Source organism: Mesorhizobium sp. B2-3-7 (assembly GCF_006442695.1).
In the GTDB taxonomy this organism is placed as follows: Bacteria; Pseudomonadota; Alphaproteobacteria; order Rhizobiales; family Rhizobiaceae; genus Mesorhizobium.
The window spans coordinates 293,475-314,626 of record NZ_VFVV01000004.1 but is presented as its reverse complement, the minus strand read 5'-3'; the positions used below and the strand labels follow the sequence as shown (position 1 = coordinate 314,626).

General features: G+C 62.7%; 19 protein-coding genes and 1 pseudogene. 10 read left to right on the top strand and 10 right to left on the bottom strand.

The window, feature by feature from the left end:
* The first annotated feature begins 203 nt into the window (after positions 1-203).
* The gene (locus FJ940_RS10990) at positions 204-887 is read left to right on the top strand and encodes a response regulator transcription factor (RefSeq protein ID WP_140495724.1); all 684 of its coding nucleotides are present in this window, start codon (positions 204-206) and stop codon (positions 885-887) included.
* A 9-nt stretch (positions 888-896) separates the two neighbouring features.
* On the opposite strand, the gene FJ940_RS10985 is transcribed toward FJ940_RS10990, so the two are convergent.
* Positions 897-2,237, bottom strand: coding sequence for a hybrid sensor histidine kinase/response regulator (locus FJ940_RS10985; protein WP_140495725.1), 1,341 nt, complete (start codon positions 2,235-2,237; stop codon positions 897-899).
* A gap of 8 nt (positions 2,238-2,245) precedes the next feature.
* The gene (locus FJ940_RS10980) at positions 2,246-3,382 is read right to left on the bottom strand and encodes an FIST signal transduction protein (RefSeq protein WP_140656516.1); all 1,137 of its coding nucleotides are present in this window, start codon (positions 3,380-3,382) and stop codon (positions 2,246-2,248) included.
* Positions 3,383-3,687: 305 nt separating this feature from the next.
* On the opposite strand from FJ940_RS10980, the gene FJ940_RS10975 reads away from it, so the two are divergent.
* The 5 genes from FJ940_RS10975 to FJ940_RS10955 all read left to right on the top strand — a co-directional run bounded on the left by FJ940_RS10975 (position 3,688) and on the right by FJ940_RS10955 (position 10,400).
* The gene (locus FJ940_RS10975) at positions 3,688-4,176 is read left to right on the top strand and encodes a (2Fe-2S)-binding protein (RefSeq protein ID WP_140495727.1); all 489 of its coding nucleotides are present in this window, start codon (positions 3,688-3,690) and stop codon (positions 4,174-4,176) included.
* 89 nt (positions 4,177-4,265) lie between these two features.
* Positions 4,266-6,617 carry a xanthine dehydrogenase family protein molybdopterin-binding subunit gene (locus FJ940_RS10970; protein WP_140555120.1) on the top strand — a complete coding sequence of 784 codons (2,352 nt, stop codon included), beginning with the start codon at positions 4,266-4,268 and terminating at the stop codon, positions 6,615-6,617.
* 151 nt (positions 6,618-6,768) lie between these two features.
* Positions 6,769-7,566: a xanthine dehydrogenase family protein subunit M gene (locus tag FJ940_RS10965; RefSeq protein ID WP_140656514.1), complete on the top strand. Its 798-nt coding sequence runs from the start codon at positions 6,769-6,771 to the stop codon at positions 7,564-7,566.
* A 192-nt stretch (positions 7,567-7,758) separates the two neighbouring features.
* Positions 7,759-8,781 (top strand): acyltransferase, encoded by a 1,023-nt coding sequence (locus FJ940_RS10960; protein ID WP_140656511.1) that lies wholly within the window; start codon positions 7,759-7,761, stop codon positions 8,779-8,781.
* Positions 8,782-9,020: 239 nt separating this feature from the next.
* On the top strand, positions 9,021-10,400 hold the full coding sequence (locus FJ940_RS10955) for an OFA family MFS transporter (RefSeq protein WP_140495731.1): 1,380 nt from the start codon (positions 9,021-9,023) through the stop codon (positions 10,398-10,400).
* Between the two features lie 153 nt (positions 10,401-10,553).
* Here FJ940_RS10955 and FJ940_RS10945 read toward each other — a convergent pair whose 3' ends face one another.
* Entirely contained in the window at positions 10,554-11,048 is a 495-nt protein-coding gene (locus tag FJ940_RS10945; RefSeq protein WP_140495733.1) for a GNAT family N-acetyltransferase, read from the bottom strand.
* Positions 11,045-11,803 carry a copper homeostasis protein CutC gene (locus FJ940_RS10940; protein WP_140555124.1) on the bottom strand — a complete coding sequence of 253 codons (759 nt, stop codon included), beginning with the start codon at positions 11,801-11,803 and terminating at the stop codon, positions 11,045-11,047. Before FJ940_RS10940 ends, FJ940_RS10945 begins: the two co-directional genes overlap by 4 nt.
* 199 nt (positions 11,804-12,002) lie before the next feature.
* Between FJ940_RS10940 and FJ940_RS10935 the strand changes: the two are divergent.
* A pseudogene (locus FJ940_RS10935) lies at positions 12,003-12,430 on the top strand (SRPBCC domain-containing protein).
* Positions 12,431-12,552: 122 nt separating this feature from the next.
* On the top strand, positions 12,553-13,008 hold the full coding sequence (locus FJ940_RS10925; protein WP_140495736.1) for a carboxymuconolactone decarboxylase family protein: 456 nt from the start codon (positions 12,553-12,555) through the stop codon (positions 13,006-13,008).
* A gap of 69 nt (positions 13,009-13,077) precedes the next feature.
* On the opposite strand, the gene FJ940_RS10920 is transcribed toward FJ940_RS10925, so the two are convergent.
* The 4 genes from FJ940_RS10920 to FJ940_RS10905 all read right to left on the bottom strand — a co-directional run bounded on the left by FJ940_RS10920 (position 13,078) and on the right by FJ940_RS10905 (position 16,060).
* Positions 13,078-13,524, bottom strand: coding sequence for a hypothetical protein (locus FJ940_RS10920; RefSeq protein WP_140521047.1), 447 nt, complete (start codon positions 13,522-13,524; stop codon positions 13,078-13,080).
* 229 nt (positions 13,525-13,753) lie between these two features.
* The gene (locus FJ940_RS10915; RefSeq protein WP_140495738.1) at positions 13,754-14,185 is read right to left on the bottom strand and encodes a cupin domain-containing protein; all 432 of its coding nucleotides are present in this window, start codon (positions 14,183-14,185) and stop codon (positions 13,754-13,756) included.
* 107 nt (positions 14,186-14,292) lie between these two features.
* Positions 14,293-14,643: a RidA family protein gene (locus tag FJ940_RS10910; protein WP_140517162.1), complete on the bottom strand. Its 351-nt coding sequence runs from the start codon at positions 14,641-14,643 to the stop codon at positions 14,293-14,295.
* A gap of 70 nt (positions 14,644-14,713) precedes the next feature.
* Positions 14,714-16,060, bottom strand: a complete 1,347-nt coding sequence (locus FJ940_RS10905; RefSeq protein WP_224519171.1) for an FAD-binding oxidoreductase — start codon at positions 16,058-16,060, stop codon at positions 14,714-14,716.
* Positions 16,061-16,274: 214 nt separating this feature from the next.
* On the opposite strand from FJ940_RS10905, the gene FJ940_RS10900 reads away from it, so the two are divergent.
* Together FJ940_RS10900 and FJ940_RS10895 are read left to right on the top strand one after the other, a co-directional pair.
* Positions 16,275-17,276 (top strand): ornithine cyclodeaminase family protein, encoded by a 1,002-nt coding sequence (locus FJ940_RS10900; RefSeq protein WP_181171759.1) that lies wholly within the window; start codon positions 16,275-16,277, stop codon positions 17,274-17,276.
* Between the two features lie 70 nt (positions 17,277-17,346).
* A complete protein-coding gene (locus FJ940_RS10895; RefSeq protein ID WP_246671068.1) occupies positions 17,347-18,423 on the top strand; it encodes an aminotransferase class V-fold PLP-dependent enzyme in 1,077 nt (358 codons plus the stop codon).
* Positions 18,424-18,429: 6 nt separating this feature from the next.
* Here FJ940_RS10895 and FJ940_RS10890 read toward each other — a convergent pair whose 3' ends face one another.
* Both FJ940_RS10890 and FJ940_RS10885 read right to left on the bottom strand, forming a co-directional pair.
* Positions 18,430-19,434: a LysR substrate-binding domain-containing protein gene (locus FJ940_RS10890; protein ID WP_140656505.1), complete on the bottom strand. Its 1,005-nt coding sequence runs from the start codon at positions 19,432-19,434 to the stop codon at positions 18,430-18,432.
* Positions 19,435-19,586: 152 nt separating this feature from the next.
* Positions 19,587-20,882, bottom strand: a complete 1,296-nt coding sequence (locus FJ940_RS10885; protein ID WP_181171758.1) for an amidase — start codon at positions 20,880-20,882, stop codon at positions 19,587-19,589.
* Between the last annotated feature and the right edge of the window lie 270 nt (positions 20,883-21,152).

Genomic DNA, 21,152 nt, shown 5'->3' with positions numbered 1-21,152 from the left:
GTCGGGCCGCGGGCACCTTCGGCCGAATTGAGAGGCCGGGCAAGGCGTCGCTTTTCATAAAGCATTGGCCGGCCGGCCGTATAAGGAATCCGGAGTTTCCATCACTTTCGGGGCGATGCATCGTCCGCTGGGATAGACTATTTGCCAATAAGTCGGCCATGGTCGCGGGATTATACTGCGGGCGGCAAACCGAAACGAGCCACATGACAGCAGCCACTGACAGCGCCCGGTTCCTGATCATCGACGATCATCCGCTGTTTCGCGAGGCGCTGCACAGCGCCGTGCAGATGGCCTACCCGGAGGTCGACACGGTGGAGGCGCGCTCGATCGCCGAGGCACTCGACCTGCTGGCCGGGACAAAGCCGTTCGACCTTGCCCTGCTCGATCTCAGCATGCCCGGGGTGCACGGCTTCGAGGGGTTGCTGCAGCTTCGGACCCGCTATCCGCGCCTGCCCGTGGTCATAGTATCCGGTTACGAGGAGCCCAAGATCATCTCCGAGGCGCTGTCCTACGGTGCTGCCGGCTTCATCCCGAAATCGGCGCGCAAGAGCGATCTGGCCAACGCCATACGCTCGGTGATGGAAGGTGCCATCTATGTTCCGGAAACTTATGAGGGCCGCCCGCCCGACGCCGACAGCACCGACCGCGCCGACATGGTGCAGCGCCTTTCGACATTGACGCCGCAGCAGTTGCGCGTGTTGCAGATGCTACGCCAGGGCCTGCTCAACAAGCAGATCGCCTATGAGCTGCAAGTGGGCGAGACCACAGTCAAGGCGCACGTCTCGGAGATCCTGCGCAAGCTCAACGTCTACAGCCGCACGCAAGCGGTGATCGAGGTTTCGAAGCTTGATAATGCGGAGCTTTTCAGGGATCAGGCGGGGTTTTGAGGGGCAGGTCTAAGCCAGCAGATGTGCCAGCAGCGCCCTTAGTTGCGCGGGCTTGAGCGGCTTGCGCATCAACTCGATGCCGCCGGCCCGCGCCGCCTTGGCGACGGCTTCGGAACTGTCGGCGGTGACGATCAGCGCCGGCACCGCGCGGCCGAGATAGCGGCGGACCTTCGATATGGTGGCGGTGCCGAGATCGCCGCCGTCGAGATGCTGGTCGGCTATGACGATGTCGGGCACCCAGTCCGTGTCGCCGAGCATGTCGAGCGCGTCGTCGGTCGAGGTCGCGGCGCGCACCAGGCATTGCCAGCGTTCGAGCAACGAGGTCATCGCCTGCAGCACCTCGACATCGTTCTCGACCAGCAGAACCTTGGTGCCGAACAAGCCATAGCCGCGCGGCCGCTCCAGGCTTGCAGCGCTGGCGACGGCGTCCGCCGTGGCACCGATGCCGACGGGGACATCGATGTGAAAAATCGTGCCGCGACCGACCTTCGAGGAAAACGTCACGGGATGGCCGAGCGCGCCGGCGATGCGCCGCACGATGGCCAGCCCGAGGCCGAGGCCGCCGCCGGCGAGTTCGGCATTGGCAGGCATGATGCCGCGATGAAATTCCTCGAACACCGCCTCGCGCTGGTCGTCGGGAATGCCGCAGCCGGTGTCGGCGACATCGATGCGGATGGCATCGCCGCGGTGCCTGGTGCCGACAAGGACACCGCCCGAGCGGGTGTAGCCCAGCGCATTGGAGAGGATGTTCTGCAGGATGCGGCGCAGCAGCGTGCGATCGGAGCGAACCACGGCGTTGACGGCGCGGAATTTCAGCGACAGGCCCTTCAGTTCGGCCACAGGCTGGAAATCCGACCGCAGCGACGAGAACAGCGCCTCCAGGCTGACGTCGCCAATGTCGGGCTGGACCACACCCGCATCGAGCTTGGAGATGTCGAGCAGCGTGCGCAGCAGGTCCTCCATCGTCTCCAGCGAGCGCTCGACCTGCCGTACCAGTTTCCGGCCCTCGTCGCTGGTCTGCACTTCGGCAAGGGCGGAGACGGACAGATGCGCCGCATTCAACGGCTGCAGCACGTCGTGGCTGGCCGCCGCGAGAAAGCGGGTCTTGGACAGGTTCGCCTGCTCGGCATTTTCCTTGGCGGCGCTGAGGTCGATGTTCGATTGTTCCAGCCGCCGCAAGGTCGAGTGCAGTTCCTCGGTGCGGGCGCGTACCCTGCTTTCCAGTGAGATCGCGGTCTGGAACAGCGAGAAGGCGTTGCCTTGCTGGTCCATCGAGCGCTCGACGCGGCTGACCAGCGCAGCGTTGATCTTCTTCAGCCTGTCGGGATCGTCTATGTCCTTGAGGGGCACGGCAGCGCTCACTCGGCGGCCGGGCGCTCGCCGAAGGCGATGCCGGTGAAGGTCTGGTTGAGATGCATCGACCGGTATTGTTCGCCATAGGTGCCGAAGCCGATGACGTTGTTGACCCGGTAGAGTTCGGAAATCTCGCGAAAGACCTGGCGGTTGCGCGCATCCAGCCGGCGCAGGACACAGTCGAAGCCGATGATCATGTCGATGCCGCCAAGCCTCGCCTCGACGTCGAGCAGAGCCGCGCGGGTCGATTCCACCATGTCCTTGGGTTGGGCGATCGACAGCACGACACCATCGTCGATGGCGCAGAAGAACGACAGCGAGCCGTCCGCATGCATCTTCTGGATGGAGCGGCAGTAATATTCACCGCCTACCTTCACCACCACCGGATGCGAGGCGAAGCTCAGCGGTGTCAGCGTCTGCGCGACGATGCCGACCGAAGCGGCATATTCCTCGGCCGCATTGGTGGCATTGAACTCGCGCACGATGCGGTGATCGGGATCGGACGCGGTGACCACCAGCTTTTCGTCGGTGGGAACGAAATTGTCGGTCTTGAAGACATGGAAAGGGATTTCCGTGGCGACCAGCACGATGATGGCGCTGTCGGAGGTGACCTTGCCGTTGGAGATCAGGCTCGTCGTCTCGAATTTCAGGTCGTCACCGGCGGAACCGCCGAGCAGCGGAATGTCGTCGAGGCCCCAATGGATGGCTGAACTCACAGCTTCCTCGGCATAGGACAGTCCGTCGATGAAACAGAGCGCGAAGGTGTTCCCAGCCCGCTCGCCGCCGATGCGCCCATGCAGCGTGCGTCGCAGATCCTCGACATCACCAGTGACCCTGTCCAAGCCCGATGACGACAGGTTGTCGACCGTGGTGCTGACCGCGGTAAACGACGCCGAAGGGAGCAGCATGGCGAGGATATGGCCCTCCTCGAGGCCCTGCGGCGTGATTTCGCCGGCGGTCGAGCAGCCGGCGTAGTGTAGCGCCGGCGCATGGGCCGCGATTGCGCGCGAAAGGGCGCCGGCCTCGACAAGGCGCTGGGAAAAGAACAACAGGGCGAAGCCGGCCTCGATGGCGGCCGCCTCCGCCGCCACCGCGCGTGCGAAGACGTCCGGGTCGGGCTCGTCCGTGGTCAGCGCCGACAAACCGCATGCGTAGCGCGTCCGTGAAACGGTCAGCGACGTTCTCCCGCATTTCCTCCGACGCTGCCTGTGCGCGGCTGTTTATGTGCTTCTTGCGCGCCAACGTCGAAAGCCATTGTTGCCGCCAATCGGCATTTTGGCAATGGGGCGAGGGCAATGCGTGTTTCGCCCTGCCATGGCCGAAAGTACAATGATCCGGCTTTGCGCTGCGCTGTTTTTTACGGCTTGTGCGGTGTACGAATAACGCATGGCCGAAGCCAACACCGCGTCGGCAGCGTGATGACCAAGGTGATACCCAGGGAGGATTCATGTCGGACGTTTCGTTGATGGTGAACGGAAAACAGGTCCGCGGTGCGGCCGAGGACCGGACGCTGCTGGTTCACTTCTTGCGGGAGAATCTCGGTCTCACCGGTACCCATGTCGGTTGCGACACCTCGCAATGCGGCGCCTGCGTCGTCCATGTCGACGGCAAGGCGGTGAAATCCTGCACGATGCTCGCGGTGCAGGCGTCCGGATCGAGCGTGGTGACGATCGAGGGGCTTGCCAATGGTGCCGACCTGCATCCCGTGCAGACGGCGTTCAAGGAGCATCACGGACTGCAATGCGGCTTCTGCACGCCGGGCATGATCATGACGGCGACCGACATGATCAAGCGCCACCCCGAAGGCCTCGACGAAGCGACGGTGCGCGCAGAGCTCGAGGGCAACATCTGTCGCTGCACCGGCTACCACAACATCGTCAAGGCGATCCTCGCCGCATCGGAGGGGATGAGCGGCAAGGTCAGGCAAGCGGCGTGAGAAAAGTTGAGTAGTGAGTAGTCGGTACGAACCGGCGCCGATCTCCACCACTCACTACTTCCTACTCACTATTTCGGGAGGAATTTCTGATGGGCATTGAAGGTGTTGGCGCTCGCGTGGCGCGCAAGGAAGACAAGCGGTTCATCACTGGTGCCGGCCGCTATGTCGACGACATGGTGGTGCCCGGCATGAAGCATGCGGCCTTCGTGCGCAGCCCGCACGCGCATGCCCAGATCGTGAAGATCGACGTCGACAAAGCTCAAGCCATGCCGGGTGTTATCGGCGTGCTGACCGGCAAGGAGCTGAAGGCCGATGGCATCGGCAATCTCATCTGCGGCTGGATGATCCATTCCAAGGACGGCTCCCCGATGAAGATGGGAGCCTGGTCGCCGCTGGCGGTCGACAAGGTTCGCTATGTCGGCGATGCGGTCGTCGTCGTGGTCGCCGACACCAAGGGCCAGGCGCGCGACGCCGCCGAAGCGGTCGAGATCACCTACAATGAACTCGAGGCGGTGGTGGATGCGACGAAGGCGCTCGAAAAGGGCGCTCCGCAACTCCATCCGGAAGCCGAAAACAACCTGATCTTCGACTGGGAGATCGGCGACGCCAAGGCGACCGACGCGGCGATCACCGCGGCTTCCCACGTCACCCGCATGAAAATCGTCAACAACCGGCTGGTGCCCAACGCCATGGAGCCGCGGGCAGCGCTGGGCCACTATGACAGAGCGGAAGACCACTATACCTGCTGGACGACCTCGCAGAACCCGCATGTCGCGCGGCTGGTGATGAGCGCCTTCTATAACATCGCGCCGGAAAACAAATTGCGCGTCATCGCGCCCGATGTCGGCGGCGGCTTCGGCTCCAAGATCTATATCTATCCGGAAGAGATCGTCTGCCTGTGGGCGTCCAAGAAAACCGGCGTGCCGGTGAAGTGGGTGGCCGACCGCACCGAAAGCTTCCTCTCCGACGCACATGGCCGCGATCATGTCTCGACAGTGGAAATGGCCTTCGACAAGAACAACAGGATCACCGGTCTCAAGGTCGACACGTTGGCCAATCTCGGTGCCTACATGTCGTTGTTCTCGTCCTGCGTGCCGACCTATCTCTACGCGACGCTGCTGTCGGGTCAATACAATATCCCGGCGATCCACGCCAATGTCCGAACGGTCTATACCAACACGGCACCCGTCGATGCTTATCGCGGGGCAGGGCGGCCGGAAGCCACCTATCTCATCGAGCGCACGATGGAGACCGCGGCGCGGGAACTCGGCGTGTCGCCGGCGGAGCTTCGGCGAACCAACTTCATCACCACGTTTCCGCACCAGACGCCGGTCATCATGAACTATGACGCCGGTGACTATGGCGCCTCGCTCGACGCGGCCATGGAGGCCGCCGACTATGCCGGCTTTGCCGGGCGCAAGGCGGAGGCCGCCAGGAACGGCAAGCTGCGCGGCATCGGCATGAGCTGCTACATCGAAGCATGCGGCCTGGCGCCGTCGGCCGCGGTGGGCTCGCTCGGCGCGGGCGTCGGCCTTTGGGAATCGGCCGAGGTGCGCGTCAATGCCGCCGGCACCATCGAGGTGCTGACCGGCTCGCACAGCCATGGCCAGGGCCATGAGACGACCTTCGCGCAACTGGTCAACGAACGGTTTGGGGTGCCGATCGACAGCGTCTCGATCGTCCATGGCGACACTGACAAGGTGCAGATGGGTATGGGTACCTACGGCTCGCGCTCGGGCGCGGTCGGAATGTCGGCGATTGCCAAGGCGCTGGACAAGGTCGAGGCCAAGGCCAAGAAGATCGCGGCGCACCTGCTCGAGGCCGACGAGGGCGACATCGTCATCGAGAACGGCGCGCTGAAGGTCGCCGGCACCGACAAAAACGTGCCGTGGTTCCAGATGGCGCTGGCGGCCTATACCGCTCATAATTTGCCCGGTGGCATGGAGCCGGGATTGAAGGAGACGGCGTTTTACGACCCGTCCAATTTCACCTTTCCGGCCGGCTGCTACATCTGCGAGGTCGAGATCGATCCGGAGACCGGAACGACCGAGATTATCCAGTTCGTCGCGGCCGACGATTTCGGCAACATCATCAACCCGATGATCGTCGAGGGCCAGGTGCATGGCGGCATCGCGCAGGGCATCGGCCAGGCACTGCTCGAAGGCGCCCACTATGATGCCGACGGCCAGCTTCTGACAGCGAGCTACATGGACTACACCATGCCGCGCGCGGATGACCTGCCTTCGTTCAAGGTCTCGACCTCGAACACGCCGTGTCCGGGCAATCCGCTCGGCATCAAGGGCTGCGGCGAGGCCGGCGCTATCGGCTCGCCGCCGGCGGTGATCAACGCCATCACCGACGCCATAGGAATCTCTGACATCGCCATGCCGGCTTCGCCGTCTACGGTGTGGGCCGCGATCCGTGCGGCGGCGAAGCACTGAAAGGAGAGTGAGTAGTGAATAGTGAGTAGTGAACAAAAACGCGGTTGCCGCGGCAATTGATCACCCGCTATTCACCAAATTACCGACCAATGCTACTCACTAATCACTACTGACTACTGACTATCCACTCTTCACCAGGGAGAGCCTCCAAATGTACGCAGTCAATTACCACCGCGCCGCCTCAGTCGCCGATGCCGCGAAGCTCGTCACGGGCGGCGACGCCAAGTTGCTGTCGGGCGGCATGACCCTGATCCCGGCCATGAAGACGCGGCTGGCGGCCCCTTCCGATGTCGTCGACCTGTCGCGGATCAAGGAGTTGCAAGGCGTGACAGTGTCCGGCAGGACGGTCACGATCGGCGCCGCCACCACGCATTTCGATGTTGCCAGCGACGACAAGTTGAAACACGCCTGCCCGGCGCTCGCGCATCTGGCATCGCTGATCGGCGATCCGGCAGTACGCTATAGGGGCACGATCGGCGGCTCGATCGCCAACAACGACCCGGCGGCCGATTATCCAGCGGCCATGCTGGCGCTAAATGCCACCATCATTACCAACACGCGCCAGATCGCGGCCGACAAGTTCTTCGTGGGCCTGTTCGAGACGGCGCTGGAGGACGGCGAAATCCTCACGGCCGTCACCTTCACCGCGCCGGCAAAGGCAGCCTATAAAAAATTCCGCAATCCGGCCTCCCGCTACGCCATTGTCGGCGTGTTCGTGGCCAAGGGTGAGGACGGCGTCAGGGTGGCCGTGACCGGGGCCGGCGACGATGGCGTCTTCCGCTCGAAGGAGATCGAGGCCGCGCTCGCGAAGGACTTCGTGGCTTCGGCGCTCGACGGCGTCAAGGTGCCGGCGACCAAGCTGATGAGCGATATCCACGCTTCCGCCGACTACCGTGCCAATCTGGTCGCGGTCATGGCTAAGCGCGCGGTGGCCGCCGCCAACGCCTGATTCCTTCCTGCTCCTGTCAGGCAGGAGAGGGACTTCTCGCCCCTTTTCCGCAGATGGGCGCATTGTGGCAATCTCGCACTTGCACAAAGCGATATTGCACTGCACTATGCCGGCGATCAAACGCGAGCCGGGTTCGGAGTGTTCATCACGACCTGCGACCCTATTCGCATGTTTCAATGCGAAGGGAGCGGCATGACCGACATCTCCGCGACGCATGTTGTGCCGCCAAGATCCGTCGCCGACAGATCCGCCAGGACAAGACTGGCCTATCTCGACGGCTGGCGCGGACTTTCGATCGCGCTGGTGCTCATTGGCCATTTCTTTCCCGTTGCAGGGATCAATCTCGGCGTACTGGGCGTCGAATTCTTCTTCGTGCTCAGCGGCCGGCTGATGGCCGAGATCCTGTTCGTCGAGCGCTACCCGCTGAAGAAATTCTTCAAGCGCCGCTTCTCCCGCATCTATCCCGCGCTGCTGGTGTTCGTGATCGTTTCGACGATTGCGCTGTCGGGCACGTTCGTCGCCTTCAAATGGAAGGCGGCGCTGACGGCGCTGACATTCACCTACAACTATGCCGGAATTCTCGTGAACCGCGCCGGCGCGCTCGACCACATCTGGTCGCTCTGTGTCGAAGAGCATGCCTACATCATCCTGGCAGCGATCAGCGCACTTGTCGCAAGCCGTAGCCGCGTCATCCCGCTGCTCCTGGTGCTGGCGGTGCTGGCCATGGCAAACGGTGCGGTTTCGTACTGGTTCCTGCACATGGACTACGAGACCACATACTGGCGCACCGACGTGCATATTGCGTCGATCCTGCTGTCGGCCGCCATCTGCCTGCTGAAGACCGACGGCAAGCTGCCGGCCCTGTTGAAGGGCCCTTATGTGGCGGTGGCGGCGGCCATCGCGGCGGTGCTTCTGTTCATGGACCCGGTACCAACCCCGATCCACTATCTGGTCGCCGTGCCGCTCCTGGCGCTTGCCGTCAACGCTCTCGATTTCAGCACGAGATTGTTTTCTGGACTGCTGTCGTCCTGGCCTATGACGACGTTGGGTCTATGGTCCTATTCGCTCTATCTGTGGCAGCAGCCATTCTACAAATTCGTCTATGAGCGAGGCAGCGACCCATGGCTGATGCTGGCTGGGGTCTTTGCCTGCGCGCTCTGCAGCTATTATGTCATCGAGCGGCCGTCGCGTGAGTGGCTGAACCGCAACTGGTGAGTGACGCCGCAGTGTCCCTCCCTTGCGTTGCCTAGCGGCCAAGGTCAGCCTCGCTCGATGCCGCCTGTCCGGCAGCTTGTTTGGTAAGTTCGTCCTAATATAGCCAGGGGTGACCTGGCGATCTGCTTGCCGGATAGCCCAATGTCCTTAGACATTGGTATTATGGCAGCTATTCCTTGTTGTCCCGCCCCGTGCTCCGCCTAGTTTATTCGAATCGGAGCATTGCATGGGAGGATGGAATGGCAACGACCAGGGAAAACGCCGGCGGCTGGCTCGACCGCTCGCGCACGATCGCCGAGCCCGGTTTCAGCAGATGGATGGTGCCGCCGGCGGCGTTGTGCATTCATCTTTGCATCGGTCAGGCCTACGCGTTCAGCGTCTTTAACCTGCCGATGTCGAAACTGATCGGTATCACCGATTCGGCGCCCGACGACTGGAAGCTGACCGGACTCGGCTGGATTTTTTCGATCGCGATCCTGTTTCTTGGCCTCGCGGCAGCCTTCGGCGGCGGTTGGCTGGATCGCGTCGGCCCGCGCAAGGCGATGGTCGCGGCCGCCTGCTGTTTCGGCGGCGGTTTCATCGTGTCGGCGCTCGGCGTCACCTTGCATCAACTGTGGATCATCTATCTCGGCTACGGCGTCCTGGGCGGCATCGGCCTCGGGCTCGGTTACATCTCGCCGGTCAAGACGCTGATCACCTGGTTTCCCGACCGGCCGGGCATGGCGACCGGCATGGCGATCATGGGGTTTGGCGGCGGAGCCTTCATCGCTTCGCCGCTTTCGGTCTATCTGCTGAAGCTGTTTTCGACCCCGCAGCATATCGGTGTCGCCGAAACCTTCATCGTGCTGGGCATTGTCTACTTCATCTTCATGCTGATCGGCGCTGTCATCGTCAGGGTGCCGCCCGATGGCTGGCGTCCGGCCGGCTGGACGCCGCCGACGACACAAAACACGATGGTGACAACCGCCAACGTCCATCTCGACGACGCGTTGAAGACACCGCAGTTCTGGCTGTTGTGGGGCGTGCTGTGCCTCAACGTGACGGCCGGCATCGGCGTCCTCGGCCAAGCCTCCGCCATGAGCCAGGAGATGTTCCCGGGACGCATCACGCCGGCCGCCGCCGCCGGCTTCGTCGGCCTGCTATCGATCTTCAACATGCTCGGCCGCTTCTTCTGGGCGTCGACCAGCGACTATATCGGCCGCAAGACGACCTACGCGGTCTTCTTCGTGCTGGGCGTGATCCTTTATGCGGTGGTGCCGTGGACGGGCCAGTCGGGCAACGTGTTCCTGTTCGTGCTGTTCTATGGCGTCATCTTGAGCATGTATGGCGGCGGCTTTTCCACCATTCCGGCCTATCTGCGCGATGTCTTCGGCGTGCGGTATGTCGGTGCCATCCATGGCCGCCTGCTGACGGCGTGGTCGGTGGCGGGCGTGCTGGGGCCGGTCCTGGTCAACTACATCAGGCAGTACCAGATCGATGCAGGAGTAGCGAAGGCCGATGCCTACACGGTCACCATGTACATTATGGCCGGCCTGCTCGTCGTCGGTTTCCTGCTCAACCTGATGATGCGGCCGGTGGATGCACGGTTCCACATGAAGGCCGAACCGGCTGCAGCGTAAGGAGTGATCATGGCGCAAGACAACAGCAATTCTGTCAAATTGGTCCTTGCCTGGCTGCTGGTCGGCATCCCGCTGTTGTGGGGGTTCTGGACGACGCTGGTCAGTGCAGCGGCGTTGTTCCAGTAGCGGCAGAGACCTGGAAAGGAGCAGCGCTCAGGCGATGATCCGCCTGACGTAGTAGCGCACCGCCTTCTTGCCGCCGTGGATCACCGCGTCGCCGACCTCGGTGAAGCCGAGCGCGGCATGGAAGGCGTCCGAAGCCGGGTTGGGCGGGTCGGCATTGACCTCGCATGTGACCAGTGCATGGCCGGCGCGCGTGGCGTGCTCGAACAGGTCTTGGTAGAGCAGGCGGGCATGGCCGCGGCCACGAGCTTGCGCCGCCACCACGACGCGATCGACATAGACGAAGCGCTCGTAGCGTTCGCGAAACCAGAGAAAATTCGGACTGTCGTACCGAGCCCCTTGATCGAAGGTCATGATGAAGGCTTCGAGCGCGCCGATGCGGCGCGCATAGAACGCCTCGCCAAGCAGGAAAGACAGGCGCTCGGGCTCAAGCCACGACAATTCGGCGGCATGCTCGTTGTTGAGCGCGAGTATGGCCGCTTCGTCGCTTTGCCTGACACGGCTGATCGGGGAGAGGGCGGTCATGCCTTGGCCGCCGCGATCGTCGCTGCCACAAGCGGCGTATCGGTGAGCGTATTGCGATACTCGCGGTCGAGATCGGAGCCACCCATGCCGACCTTGGGATTGCGGTAGCGCATGGCGCTGGGCACGTCCTTAAGGACGGCGAAATGCATTTCGGACAGTCCGGTCCTTTGCCGCACCTCGGCAATGTTGCCGAGATCGAGCCCGCCGCAGCCGAGAATGACGATGCGGTCGCCCCCCTGTCGCACCAGGTCCGCCAGCAGCGACAGGCCCTCCATCGCCGTGTCGCGTTGGCCGCTGGTCAGCACGCGGCCGACCTTGCAACGGATCAGCGCTTCCAAAGCCTCGGCCGGGTCGCGCGTCATGTCGAAAGCGCGGTGACACGTGACGTTAAGGCCGCCGGCGGCCTCCGTCAGTTCGCTCATGCGGCGCTCGTCGATGGTGCCTTCGGCGGTGAGGCAGCCGAACACCACGCCGGGCACGCCGAGGTCGCGCAGGGCGGCTACGTCGGCCAGCATCGAACGGTACTCGGTTTCGCTGTAGAGAAAATCGCCGCCACGCGGCCGCACCATGACATGGAACGGCACAATCGCCTGGTCGAGCGCGGCGCGCACGGTTCCCAAGCTCGGCGTGATGCCGCCTTCGACGAGGCTGGCGCACAGTTCGACCCTGTCGGCGCCGCCGGCCTGTGCGGCCAGAAGGCCATCAATGCCCTCGACACAAATTTCGATCAGCGGCGGGCGGGCTTCTTCAGTCAAGGTGTGATCCTGTCCATGATGTTGTGAGAAGCCCGTAGCACCCGCGCGGCGGGCGCGAAAGCAGGAACGGCACGGCGCATTGGACCAGGGGGCATTTCCCTGCTTGACAGTCTTATAACTACATGGTTATGAGTTAACCCATAGCCATCGAGTTATTGATCGCGAGCGGTGGCTCGACGACGACTAAGAGGAGCACGGCATGACACAGACCAAATCGATCGTCGTTGAACGGCTGATTCCGCATTCGGCGGAGAAGATATGGCGTGCGCTGACAGTGCCCGAACTCGTCGCAGAATGGCTCATGCAGAATGACTTCGCGCCGCAAGAGGGGCATCGCTTCACGTTCCGCGCTTCACCGGTACCGGCTGGTCCGGGGTGACGAACTGCGTCGTGCTGAAAGTCGAGGCGCCACGCCTGCTTGCCTATAGCTGGGGCGACGGAAGCGAATCCGACAGCGGACTGAAAACCGTGGTGACCTGGTCGCTCACGCCTGAGGGCGCGGCGACCCGGGTGCGGATGGAGCACTCGGGGTTCCGGCCGGCCGACGAGCGTGGATATGTCGGCATGGGAAGCGGCTGGCCGCGTATTCTTGAGCGACTTGAGCAGGTGGCTGCGAAGCAAGGCTGAGCGCCGACTCTCCTCGACCAACCGGTCGCCATGGCCGGCGAACCACAACAAGTCTCCCGGATGCGCCGCTCCCGGGCATGGCAAACCGCGCCCTGACCAAACTTTTCAAACGGAGAAACACCATGGAAGCCAGGCTCAAGAACCCCGTGATGCTCATCCCCGGCGCCCTGCAGGCGCTGCTGGCGCTGGACAAGTCGACCGAGGCGGCCGATTTGCCCTATGTGACGCGCAAGCTCGTCCATCTGCGCGCCAGCCAGATCAATGGCTGCTCGGTTTGCGTCGACATGCATGCGCGCGAACTCAAGAAGGCTGGCGAGAAGGACGAACGCATCTTTGCCTTGTCGGCCTGGCGGGAGACGCCGTACTTCACCGATGCCGAACGCGCCGCGCTTGCCCTTGCCGAAGCCGGCACAAGGCTGGCCGACAGAACGGATGCCGTGACGGACGAGGTATGGGACGAGGCCGCCCGGCACTATGACGAAAAGGCGCTTGCCGGGCTCGTCATCCAGATCGCCGTGATCAACGCCTTCAATCGGCTGAACGCCACGACACGCCAAATGGTCGGCGCCTGGGGCTAAGGCCGCGCGAAGGCGAGCCGTGCCACGGTGCAATGGCGGCTGGACTCGCGGTGCACCAAACCTGCTTGCCTAGCCCGGCCGGGTCGCGGCCGGCGGCAATTCGAACAGTTTGGCGCCATTTTCCTCGCCGCGTTCGACATAGCCGATGGTGCGAAACCATTTTGCGATTTCCGGTCCCGTGAGCCAGCTGCGGGAGTGAATAGGGAGATTGCCGGCGAGCGCCTGGATCTGCCTGATATGCCGCCTGCAGAAACGCACGGTCGCGGCCCTGAAAAAGCCCTCGCGCGCGGCGAACAGCGTGTCCGCGGCGTCGCCATGCTCGTGCCAGGCGACGATCGCTACGGTCCCGTCGTTGTCGACAAGGGCATGGGCGCGGCCCTCCTTCAGGTTCATCATCAGATTGTCGTAGGCGACCTTGCTGTCCTTGCCGGCGGCGATGTATTCGTCGGACATGCGCTTGGACAAATGGCGAAACACGTCTTCCAGATCGCCGACCGTCGCTGTTCGTGCTCTCATTTCTGCTCCTTGAGCCCCGGCAGGGAGTTTGCTCCAGGAAAAGGCATTCACCAAGCAAAGGGATTTCGCGAAAAACCCAACGGGGGGAATCCGGTTCCGCCGGTAAGGCGGGCAACCGGCATAGCATCGTCAGCCCGGTCGTGCGGAACCGGATGTGAAGAGCTGGGCCAACACTTAACGCGGCGCGCTCCCGTGGCGAGACAGTTCGAGGAGCCGGAGCAGCGGTGGCTTACTGGCGCAAAACCGTGTTCTTGGTGCCTTCCTCGACCTGGTCGATCACCAGCAGCTTGACCGGGCCTTCACCGATATTGGTGGCCTGATGCCACTGCCCGATCATCTCGATGATGAAATCGCCAGTCTTGTAGGTGTTGCTGTTGCCGGTCTCGACATTGGTGACCTTCAACGTGCCGGCCTCGACATAGGCGTAGCGCGGGAACGGATGCTTGTGCACCGGCAAGGTCGCGCCCGGCGCTATGTCGTAGGTCGACACCAGCACCTGCACGTTCTTCTGCGGCAGCGTGATCGGCTGGCCGGAAGCGGTGGTCGTGCGCGAGGCGAGGGGTGTCACGACGACGGGTGTGCCGCTGCTGTCCAGCGCATGAGCGCCGGTCGCGAACGCCGCAGCCGCCAGCAGCAATGCCGATGCCAGGACTTTTCGCATGATTCCTCCCCAAACCGCCGCATCTATCGCGCCGCGAAGGCCGGTGCGCAAGCATGTCCCTGACGAATCTGATTGGACTCGCTGGCCTGGACGTGGCGGGCGACGTGTCAAATCGCTGCGGTAAGCTGGATCTCGACACGGATCTCGGGCAAGGCGAAGCTCGCCCCGACCGTGGCGCGTGCCGGGGGCTCCACGCCGTCGAGCCATGTGACCCAAGCCTTGTTCATCGCGTCGAAGTCTTCGACATCCCTCAACCAGATCTGCGCGAACAGCAGCTTCGATCTATCCGAACCGACGCTCGCCAGAAGGCGATCCGCCTTTTCCAATATCTCCTTCGTCTGGTCAGACGTGCCGGTTTTCTTGTCATCGGCCGTCAAGCCCGAGAGATAGGCCGTGCCGTTGTGAACGACGATACGGCTAAGCCGTTCGTTCTTGTCGAATCGTTCGATGTTCCCCATGGCGGAGGCCCCTGGTTGCGTTGGTCAAAAGCAGGCCGCCGTACGCAATCCAGCGGTCTGCTGAGCGGGATCAGACGTGCGCGACAGCGGAGCGCTGGGCGTGGGCCTGGAAGAAGCGTTGCGGACGAAACGTTTCCATTTCGTCATGGATTTTGCCGCGCACGACTTCGTCGGCGACCACCTTGCCCAATTGCGGGCCAATGGTCACACCACTGTGCGTTACGGCCATGTAGTGGCCGACGATATCCGGCATGGCGCCGGCACAGGTGTAGCCGTCCTCCGGGAACGGCCGGACCGTCGTGCGAATGGCTTCCACACCTGCGTCGCGGAGCGAAGGCAGGACCTTGGTCGCCGCATCCAGGAGCGTCGCCGCCTCGTTCCCGGCAGGGCTGAGCACCTCCGGCTTCTCCAGGGTCATGTCCACCGAGACCTTATGGATCATGATGCGGCCCGCTCCGTCGGGACGGATATCCAGATCGTCGGCATGCAGCTGGCTGCGGAGCGTCAAGGCCACCGGCGGGGTGAAGGCGAGCACGCCTATGGTCGAGGAAAGTGGAATACCCTGGGCATCGCCGAGCCTCTCACTAGACCAGCCGCCGGTGCAGCTCACGACGGCATCCGCAGGGTGTCGGTCTCCGTTCGCCGTCCGAACTGCCCGTACGCGCCCGCTTTCGGTCTCGATCTCGGTCACGCGGGAACCGAGTTTGACCTGTGCTCCCCAGCGCTCCTTCGCCGCCCGCAAAAGCCAGGCCGAGTAGAGCACCGGATCGACCCAGCCTTCTTCCGGATAGTAGGAGATTGGACAATCACCGAAGGCAGAGACATCGATATCGGGCTCCATCTCGGCGACGCGCTTCTTCTCGATCCACTCGACGCCGTAGCCCCATTCCTTCATCTGCCTGAAGTTCTCGAAATAATCGTCCATCGACTCCGGCACTGTTCGCCAATCGAAACTGCCGGTCTGGGTGAACCAGGGAGCGACGCCGAAGTCGCGCTTGAGTTCAAGATGGGCGCGCATTCCCGAGACGTTCAGATCGAAATACGGCCGGGGCTGCTTGGTCGTCGCATTTGTCCAGGCAAAGCTTACCGCCGACGTGCCGCCTGCTATCCGTCCGGCCTCCAGCACGACGACGCTTGCTCCCGCCTTGGCGCATTCATAGGCGGCGGAACTGCCGACGATACCGGAACCAATGACCACGACACGCATAAAGATGACCTCCAAAAATTCCCGAGCTAATGACGTCATCCGATACGAGTAATCTCTGAAAGACGAATCGATGCAAATGCCGCTATATCGTTGAGAGATGTTGCTGGAGTTCTTGACAGTACTGCTGACGCCGCTCTTCTTAATTCGATCGGCGCCTGCGATGTGTTTGCAACCCCGCACAACATCCTCGGTTGCCTGAAAACATTGCAATGGGTGCCAACTGCGGTCAATTGAACTGGTCGCTGCCGTTCATGGCCAAAAGTTATGAACCAATGTCCCAGCCATCTGCGGCTGCCCAGGTCGGCCCATTAGCCCGCACGGGCAACTTCTCGTGCGAAGTTATCAAATTCGGGCGCAACCGTTTGCGAGAGCAATGCTACGCTTATCGGCGCATCGGGGATCGCGGAATGGAAGAGACTGCACGGTGAGTGGCGAGCCGGAATTCCTCCTAATCGACAAGAACGCGATCCGGGACATTTTGAGCCTATCCCTGGCTCTTGAAGCGACCGAGGCCGCACTGCGCAAAACATCGAGCGGCATGGCGCGCCAGCAGATCAGGCGCACACTTGAGCTGCCGGGTGCGGCCGGGAGTTGTCTGTCGCTTATGTATGCTGCGCTGGATGACCGGCCGCTGTTCGGGGCGAAGGTGCTTTCCGTGTTTCCTGACAATTTCGCGCATGGGTTCGCGTCTCATCGCGGCGGTGTCTTCCTGTTCGACAAGGATCATGGACGGCCTGTAGCCTTGATCGACGGGGGAGAGCTTACGGCTTGGCGGACCGCGGCGGCCAGTGCTGTCGCGACCAGGGCACTTTCGCGCGAAGACAGCACCACGTTGACACTGTTCGGATATGGCGAGCAAGCCCGCCGGCATGTCGCGGCTATTGCGGGCGTCCGGCCGATCCATGCGATCCATATTTGGGGTCGCGACTTTGCAAAGGCGCAGCGCTTCGCCGAGGAGCAGTCAGCCGCCGGATTCCAGGCGAAGGCACATCGCGACCCTGGCGAGGCCGTTCGCGAGGCCGACATCATCTGCACCACGACATCTTCCGAAAAGCCGGTGCTGTGCGGCGAATGGCTTCCGCCTGGTGTCCATATCAATGCGGTCGGGGCGAGCGTCGCTTCATGCCGCGAGCTCGACCTCGACTGTGTGCGCAGAGCGCAGATCTGGGTCGACTACCTGCCTATGGCGCTGACGGCCGCGGGAGAACTGATCGAGGCGATTGAAACCGGCGTGATCGGCGTCGATCATATCCGTGGCGAGGTCGGCGACGTGCTGGCAGGTGCGAAACCCGGCCGCACTGGCGACGATCAGATCACGCTTTTCCGGTCTCTCGGCGTTCCGGCGCAAGACATCGAGCTTGCCAATCTTGTCTATATCTCCGCCCGCAACGCCGGACTCGGCACCTCAATTGATTTCAGGTTGTGATGCCATGCTGAGCTGCCAACGAGATCTCTTCTCCATTCCCCGCGAGACAGCTTATCTGGATGTCGCATACATGTCTCCGATCCCGACCGCCGCCGTCGCGGCCGGAGAGGCCGGCGTCAGGGTGAAAGCCGAACCCTGGAAAATGACCATCGCCTCTTATTACGACGAGGTGGAAGAGGCGCGGCAGCTCGCCGCATCAATGGTGGGCGCCGATGCCGATGAGATCGCCATTGTGGCCGCCACCAGCTATGGCATGGCTATCGCAGCCGCCAACGTTTTGGTTGCGGCAGGTTCGGCCATCCTTCTGATGGAGAACGAACACACCTCGCACAGATATGTCTGGTATGACCTCGCGCAACGCGCCGGCGCCTGCGTTGATATCGTCCCGCAACCAGCCGACGGCGACTGGACCAGCGCGATCGTATCGGCAATCCAAGACTCGAGCCGTCCCATCGCGGTCGTTGCGGGGACGCTGGTGCATTGGTTCGAGGGCGTGGCGATCGACCTGGAGGCGGTGGCCGCCGCCACACGGGCAGCGGGCGCCAGTCTTGTCGTTGACGGAACCCAGTGGGTTGGCGCGATACCCTTCGATGTCCGGCGCGTCCGACCGGACTTTCTCGTCTTTGCCACCTACAAGTTCCTTCTGGGGCCATATCGCCTCGCATTCCTTTACGCCGACCGGCGTTGGCACACAGAGGGGCGCACTCTGGAGCATCATTCATGGAACCGGATGGGCGGGGACAAATCGGACTTCTACAAGGTGGCCGTAGCCGAGTTTCTTCCCGGCGCGCGGCGGTTCGACATGGGGGAACGCTCCGATTTCGCGGTCCTGCCCATCGCAATCGCCGCAATGAAGCTCATCCGCGGCTGGACCGTCGGGCGCGTGTTTGAGCGCCTGCGTCACCTTAATGAGCTTGTCTGGGCGCAGGCGGAAAGCAGAGGGCTGCCGGTCGCGCGTCCGCGACACCCAACGCCCCATATCGCGATCCTCGACATAGGGGGCCGTCTCGCGCCGAATGCGGCACAAGAGCTGAAGCGGGCTGACGTGCACGTCACGCTGCGCGGCACGAAGATGCGCGTGTCGCCGCATGTCTACAATGACGAAGCCGATATCGGCCGCCTGTTCGAATGCCTGCCGCTCCGCTAGAGGCTTTCAGCGGTGAATGGAAACAGTTCTGTCGGCCTGGCGGCGAGGACCCAGGGCGGTGATTCCTGCCTCTACGCCGTTCATAAAGCTTCGCGTCGTCTGGATGAGATGCTCGGTGAAGGCGTCCGCCGCCGTCGATGCAATGACACCCCAAGGCCGGTAGACGCTGAGGTTCAGATCGAGACGTGGCCGGAAATCCCTGATCTCGATCGGCAGGTCGCGTGCCAGCCACGCCGAAAGCCTGTCGACGACGCTCACGCCCGCCCCGGAAGCGACAAGGGCGATGCACGCACTGGACAGGCTGGCCTCTACCTTCAACAGACGTCCCACTCCGCGTTCTTCGCACAAGGCATCGAGCTGCTGCCGCATCGGATCGGCAGAGCCCATCGCGATGAAGTCGAGACCGTCGAGATCTTCCGCCTGCACCACGTCGAGCTCGGCCAGACGGTGACCCGCCGGCATAACGCAAACCGGTGGGGTCGCTGTCAGCGCTCGCCTGACGATTGAAGAATTCTCGTCCGATGCCGTTACGCCTATTCCGATGTCGAGCTGATTGCGGCTCGCCCGCTGCACCACCGTGGCGGAGCTGCGGATATCCAGGGAAATCGACACGGATGGATGCTGTTTTGAGAAGCTCGTGATGATGGACGGCAGCAGCGTGGACCCGAAGGCCGGGAGCGCGCAGATGTTCAGCCTGCCACTTCGCAACTCGCGTATTTCCCTCGCGGCGCGCGAGATGCCGCGCGCGGACTCGAAAACGCGCTTAACCTCGGCATAGAGCATGTGCGCTTCAGGAGTGGGGATCAGCCGCTGCCGGCTTTTCCTGAACAGCTGGAAATCCGCCTTCTCGCTGAGTTGCTGGAGCATCTTGCTGACAGCCGGCTGCGTGATGTCAAGTGCGTCGGCCGCCTTGGTGGTTGTTCCATGCAGCATGACCGAAGCGAAGACCTCGATCTCGCGAGGCGTAAACTCTGCCTCCTTCGTGACGGTGTCCTTTTCGCCAAATTTCATGCCCGCTTACCTTGCCAGGCAGCTGGATCGCTGTGCGAAACAGCGAGCTGCGAACGCCAAGATTAATGGGAAGGGCCGGATGTTCCAAGAGGCGCGCGAAGGAAGTTTATTCCTGGAGGTTATGAACTTTCAGCGATTTGGCGGAGCTGATTTCAGTTGCCTGTCAACATTTCGGCGAGGTCGAGCAAACCGGCGTCCCGACCCGGACCTGCGGCAAGTTGCGCCGACACCGGGAGCCCGTCAGGAACCAACAAAGGAATAGCCAACGCCGGCATGCCAAGCATGTTTGCCCAGCGGCGGAAGCGGCCGCCGGCCATTCCCCACGGCACCATTTCCCCATTCACCTCGGTGAGTTCGTCGGAAAGCCGCGGCGCCGATCCAGGCGCCGTAGGGATGGCAAGAGCGTCCAGGCCCGCGATTTTCTCCAGAAACCGGCCTCGCACGCCGTTACGGATTTCGATGGCGCTATCATAGGCGCCGGCATGGATGCGAATGCCGCCCTGCAGGAATAAGTGAACCGCGTCGCCGACCATGTCCGGCTTCTGCTCGATTGCATTGCGGTAGATTCGCGCGAACTCACATTGGAGGATTGTCAGTCCCGCGGCAACGAACGCCTCCCTGTCGTCGAAGGTGATCTCGACCGTGCGCACTTCAGGACGATCGAGCATGGTAGCCAACGCGATATCGACTGACGTGTCGACGTGAGCGCCAAGCAGTTCGGGGCAGATGCCGATCGTGATGCCCGTTGTCGTTTTGCTGCCCCCGCTTGCCGACGGGGCGAGCCGTTTTCCGGCAAGCGCCTCGGTCATCAGGCGAACGTCCCTGACCGAGCGTGCAAGAACGCCGATGCAGTCCAGCGAAGGCGCTATGCTCATGACGCCCTGCACGGCGATCAGATCATTCGTCGGCTTGTAACCGAACAAGCCGGTTGCAGCAGCCGGGGATCGGTTTGACCCGCCGCTGTCCGTGCCAACCGCTGCCAGGCAAAAACCGGCCGCGACCGCTGCGGCCGACCCGCTGCTCGTGCCACCTGTCCCACGGTCCGGATCAAGCGGGTTGGCGACCTTGCCGTGCCAAGGATTGTCGTGGCCGCCGACGCACAGTTCGTGCAGGTTCGTCTTGCCGATGATGATGGCGCCGGCCGCCTGAAGATTGGCAATGCATGTTGCCGTTTCCGTCGCGACGTGATCCCGAAACAACCGGGAGCCAGCCGTTGTCGGCCAATCCTTGACGTCGATAACGTCTTTGACCGCGATCGGCACGCCATGCAGCGGGCCGCGCCTGTGACCGGATCTGATTTCGCGTGTGGCCTGAAGCGCGGCGTCCAGGGCATCAGCTTCGGCCACGAAAATCATCGCCTTGATGTGTTCATTCAGTTCCTGGATGCGATCGAGGCAACCCTCCATGATTTCCACGGGCGACAGGCCGGCAGCGATCTTTTCGCTCATCTCCTCGATGGACCGGCAAGGGCTGCTATTCATATGACGACCTTAGAGCGAACGCACCGGACCGACCGCATTGCGGCCGGCCATCCCGGAACCAGCCGACGATGCCACATCAGAAATTTGGTGGACAGTCGCGAGCTTATTCCCGTGGGCGCGGGACTATCGCTGAAAACTCATAGGCGCGATCAATGGCGGCGTCGTGAACCGTTCAATTCAGCCCTGTCCTCGCACGCGCCGATCAATGAGCGCCGATCGTTTGCCGGTCGCCGGACT

What these genes read in the sequence shown, in the direction of transcription:
- FJ940_RS10945 (WP_140495733.1), bottom strand. Translation starts at nt 11,048, where the DNA reads ATGACCGCCCTCTCCCCGATCAGCCGTGTCAGGCAAAGCGACGAAGCG.
- FJ940_RS10990 (WP_140495724.1), top strand. Translation starts at nt 204, where the DNA reads ATGACAGCAGCCACTGACAGCGCCCGGTTCCTGATCATCGACGATCAT.
- FJ940_RS10910 (WP_140517162.1), bottom strand. Translation starts at nt 14,643, where the DNA reads ATGGGGAACATCGAACGATTCGACAAGAACGAACGGCTTAGCCGTATC.
- FJ940_RS10955 (WP_140495731.1), top strand. Translation starts at nt 9,021, where the DNA reads ATGGCAACGACCAGGGAAAACGCCGGCGGCTGGCTCGACCGCTCGCGC.
- FJ940_RS10895 (WP_246671068.1), top strand. Translation starts at nt 17,347, where the DNA reads ATGTCTCCGATCCCGACCGCCGCCGTCGCGGCCGGAGAGGCCGGCGTC.
- FJ940_RS10960 (WP_140656511.1), top strand. Translation starts at nt 7,759, where the DNA reads ATGACCGACATCTCCGCGACGCATGTTGTGCCGCCAAGATCCGTCGCC.
- FJ940_RS10920 (WP_140521047.1), bottom strand. Translation starts at nt 13,524, where the DNA reads ATGAGAGCACGAACAGCGACGGTCGGCGATCTGGAAGACGTGTTTCGC.
- FJ940_RS10975 (WP_140495727.1), top strand. Translation starts at nt 3,688, where the DNA reads ATGTCGGACGTTTCGTTGATGGTGAACGGAAAACAGGTCCGCGGTGCG.
- FJ940_RS10885 (WP_181171758.1), bottom strand. Translation starts at nt 20,882, where the DNA reads ATGAGCGAAAAGATCGCTGCCGGCCTGTCGCCCGTGGAAATCATGGAG.
- FJ940_RS10970 (WP_140555120.1), top strand. Translation starts at nt 4,266, where the DNA reads ATGGGCATTGAAGGTGTTGGCGCTCGCGTGGCGCGCAAGGAAGACAAG.
- FJ940_RS10915 (WP_140495738.1), bottom strand. Translation starts at nt 14,185, where the DNA reads ATGCGAAAAGTCCTGGCATCGGCATTGCTGCTGGCGGCTGCGGCGTTC.
- FJ940_RS10925 (WP_140495736.1), top strand. Translation starts at nt 12,553, where the DNA reads ATGGAAGCCAGGCTCAAGAACCCCGTGATGCTCATCCCCGGCGCCCTG.
- FJ940_RS10890 (WP_140656505.1), bottom strand. Translation starts at nt 19,434, where the DNA reads ATGAAATTTGGCGAAAAGGACACCGTCACGAAGGAGGCAGAGTTTACG.
- FJ940_RS10965 (WP_140656514.1), top strand. Translation starts at nt 6,769, where the DNA reads ATGTACGCAGTCAATTACCACCGCGCCGCCTCAGTCGCCGATGCCGCG.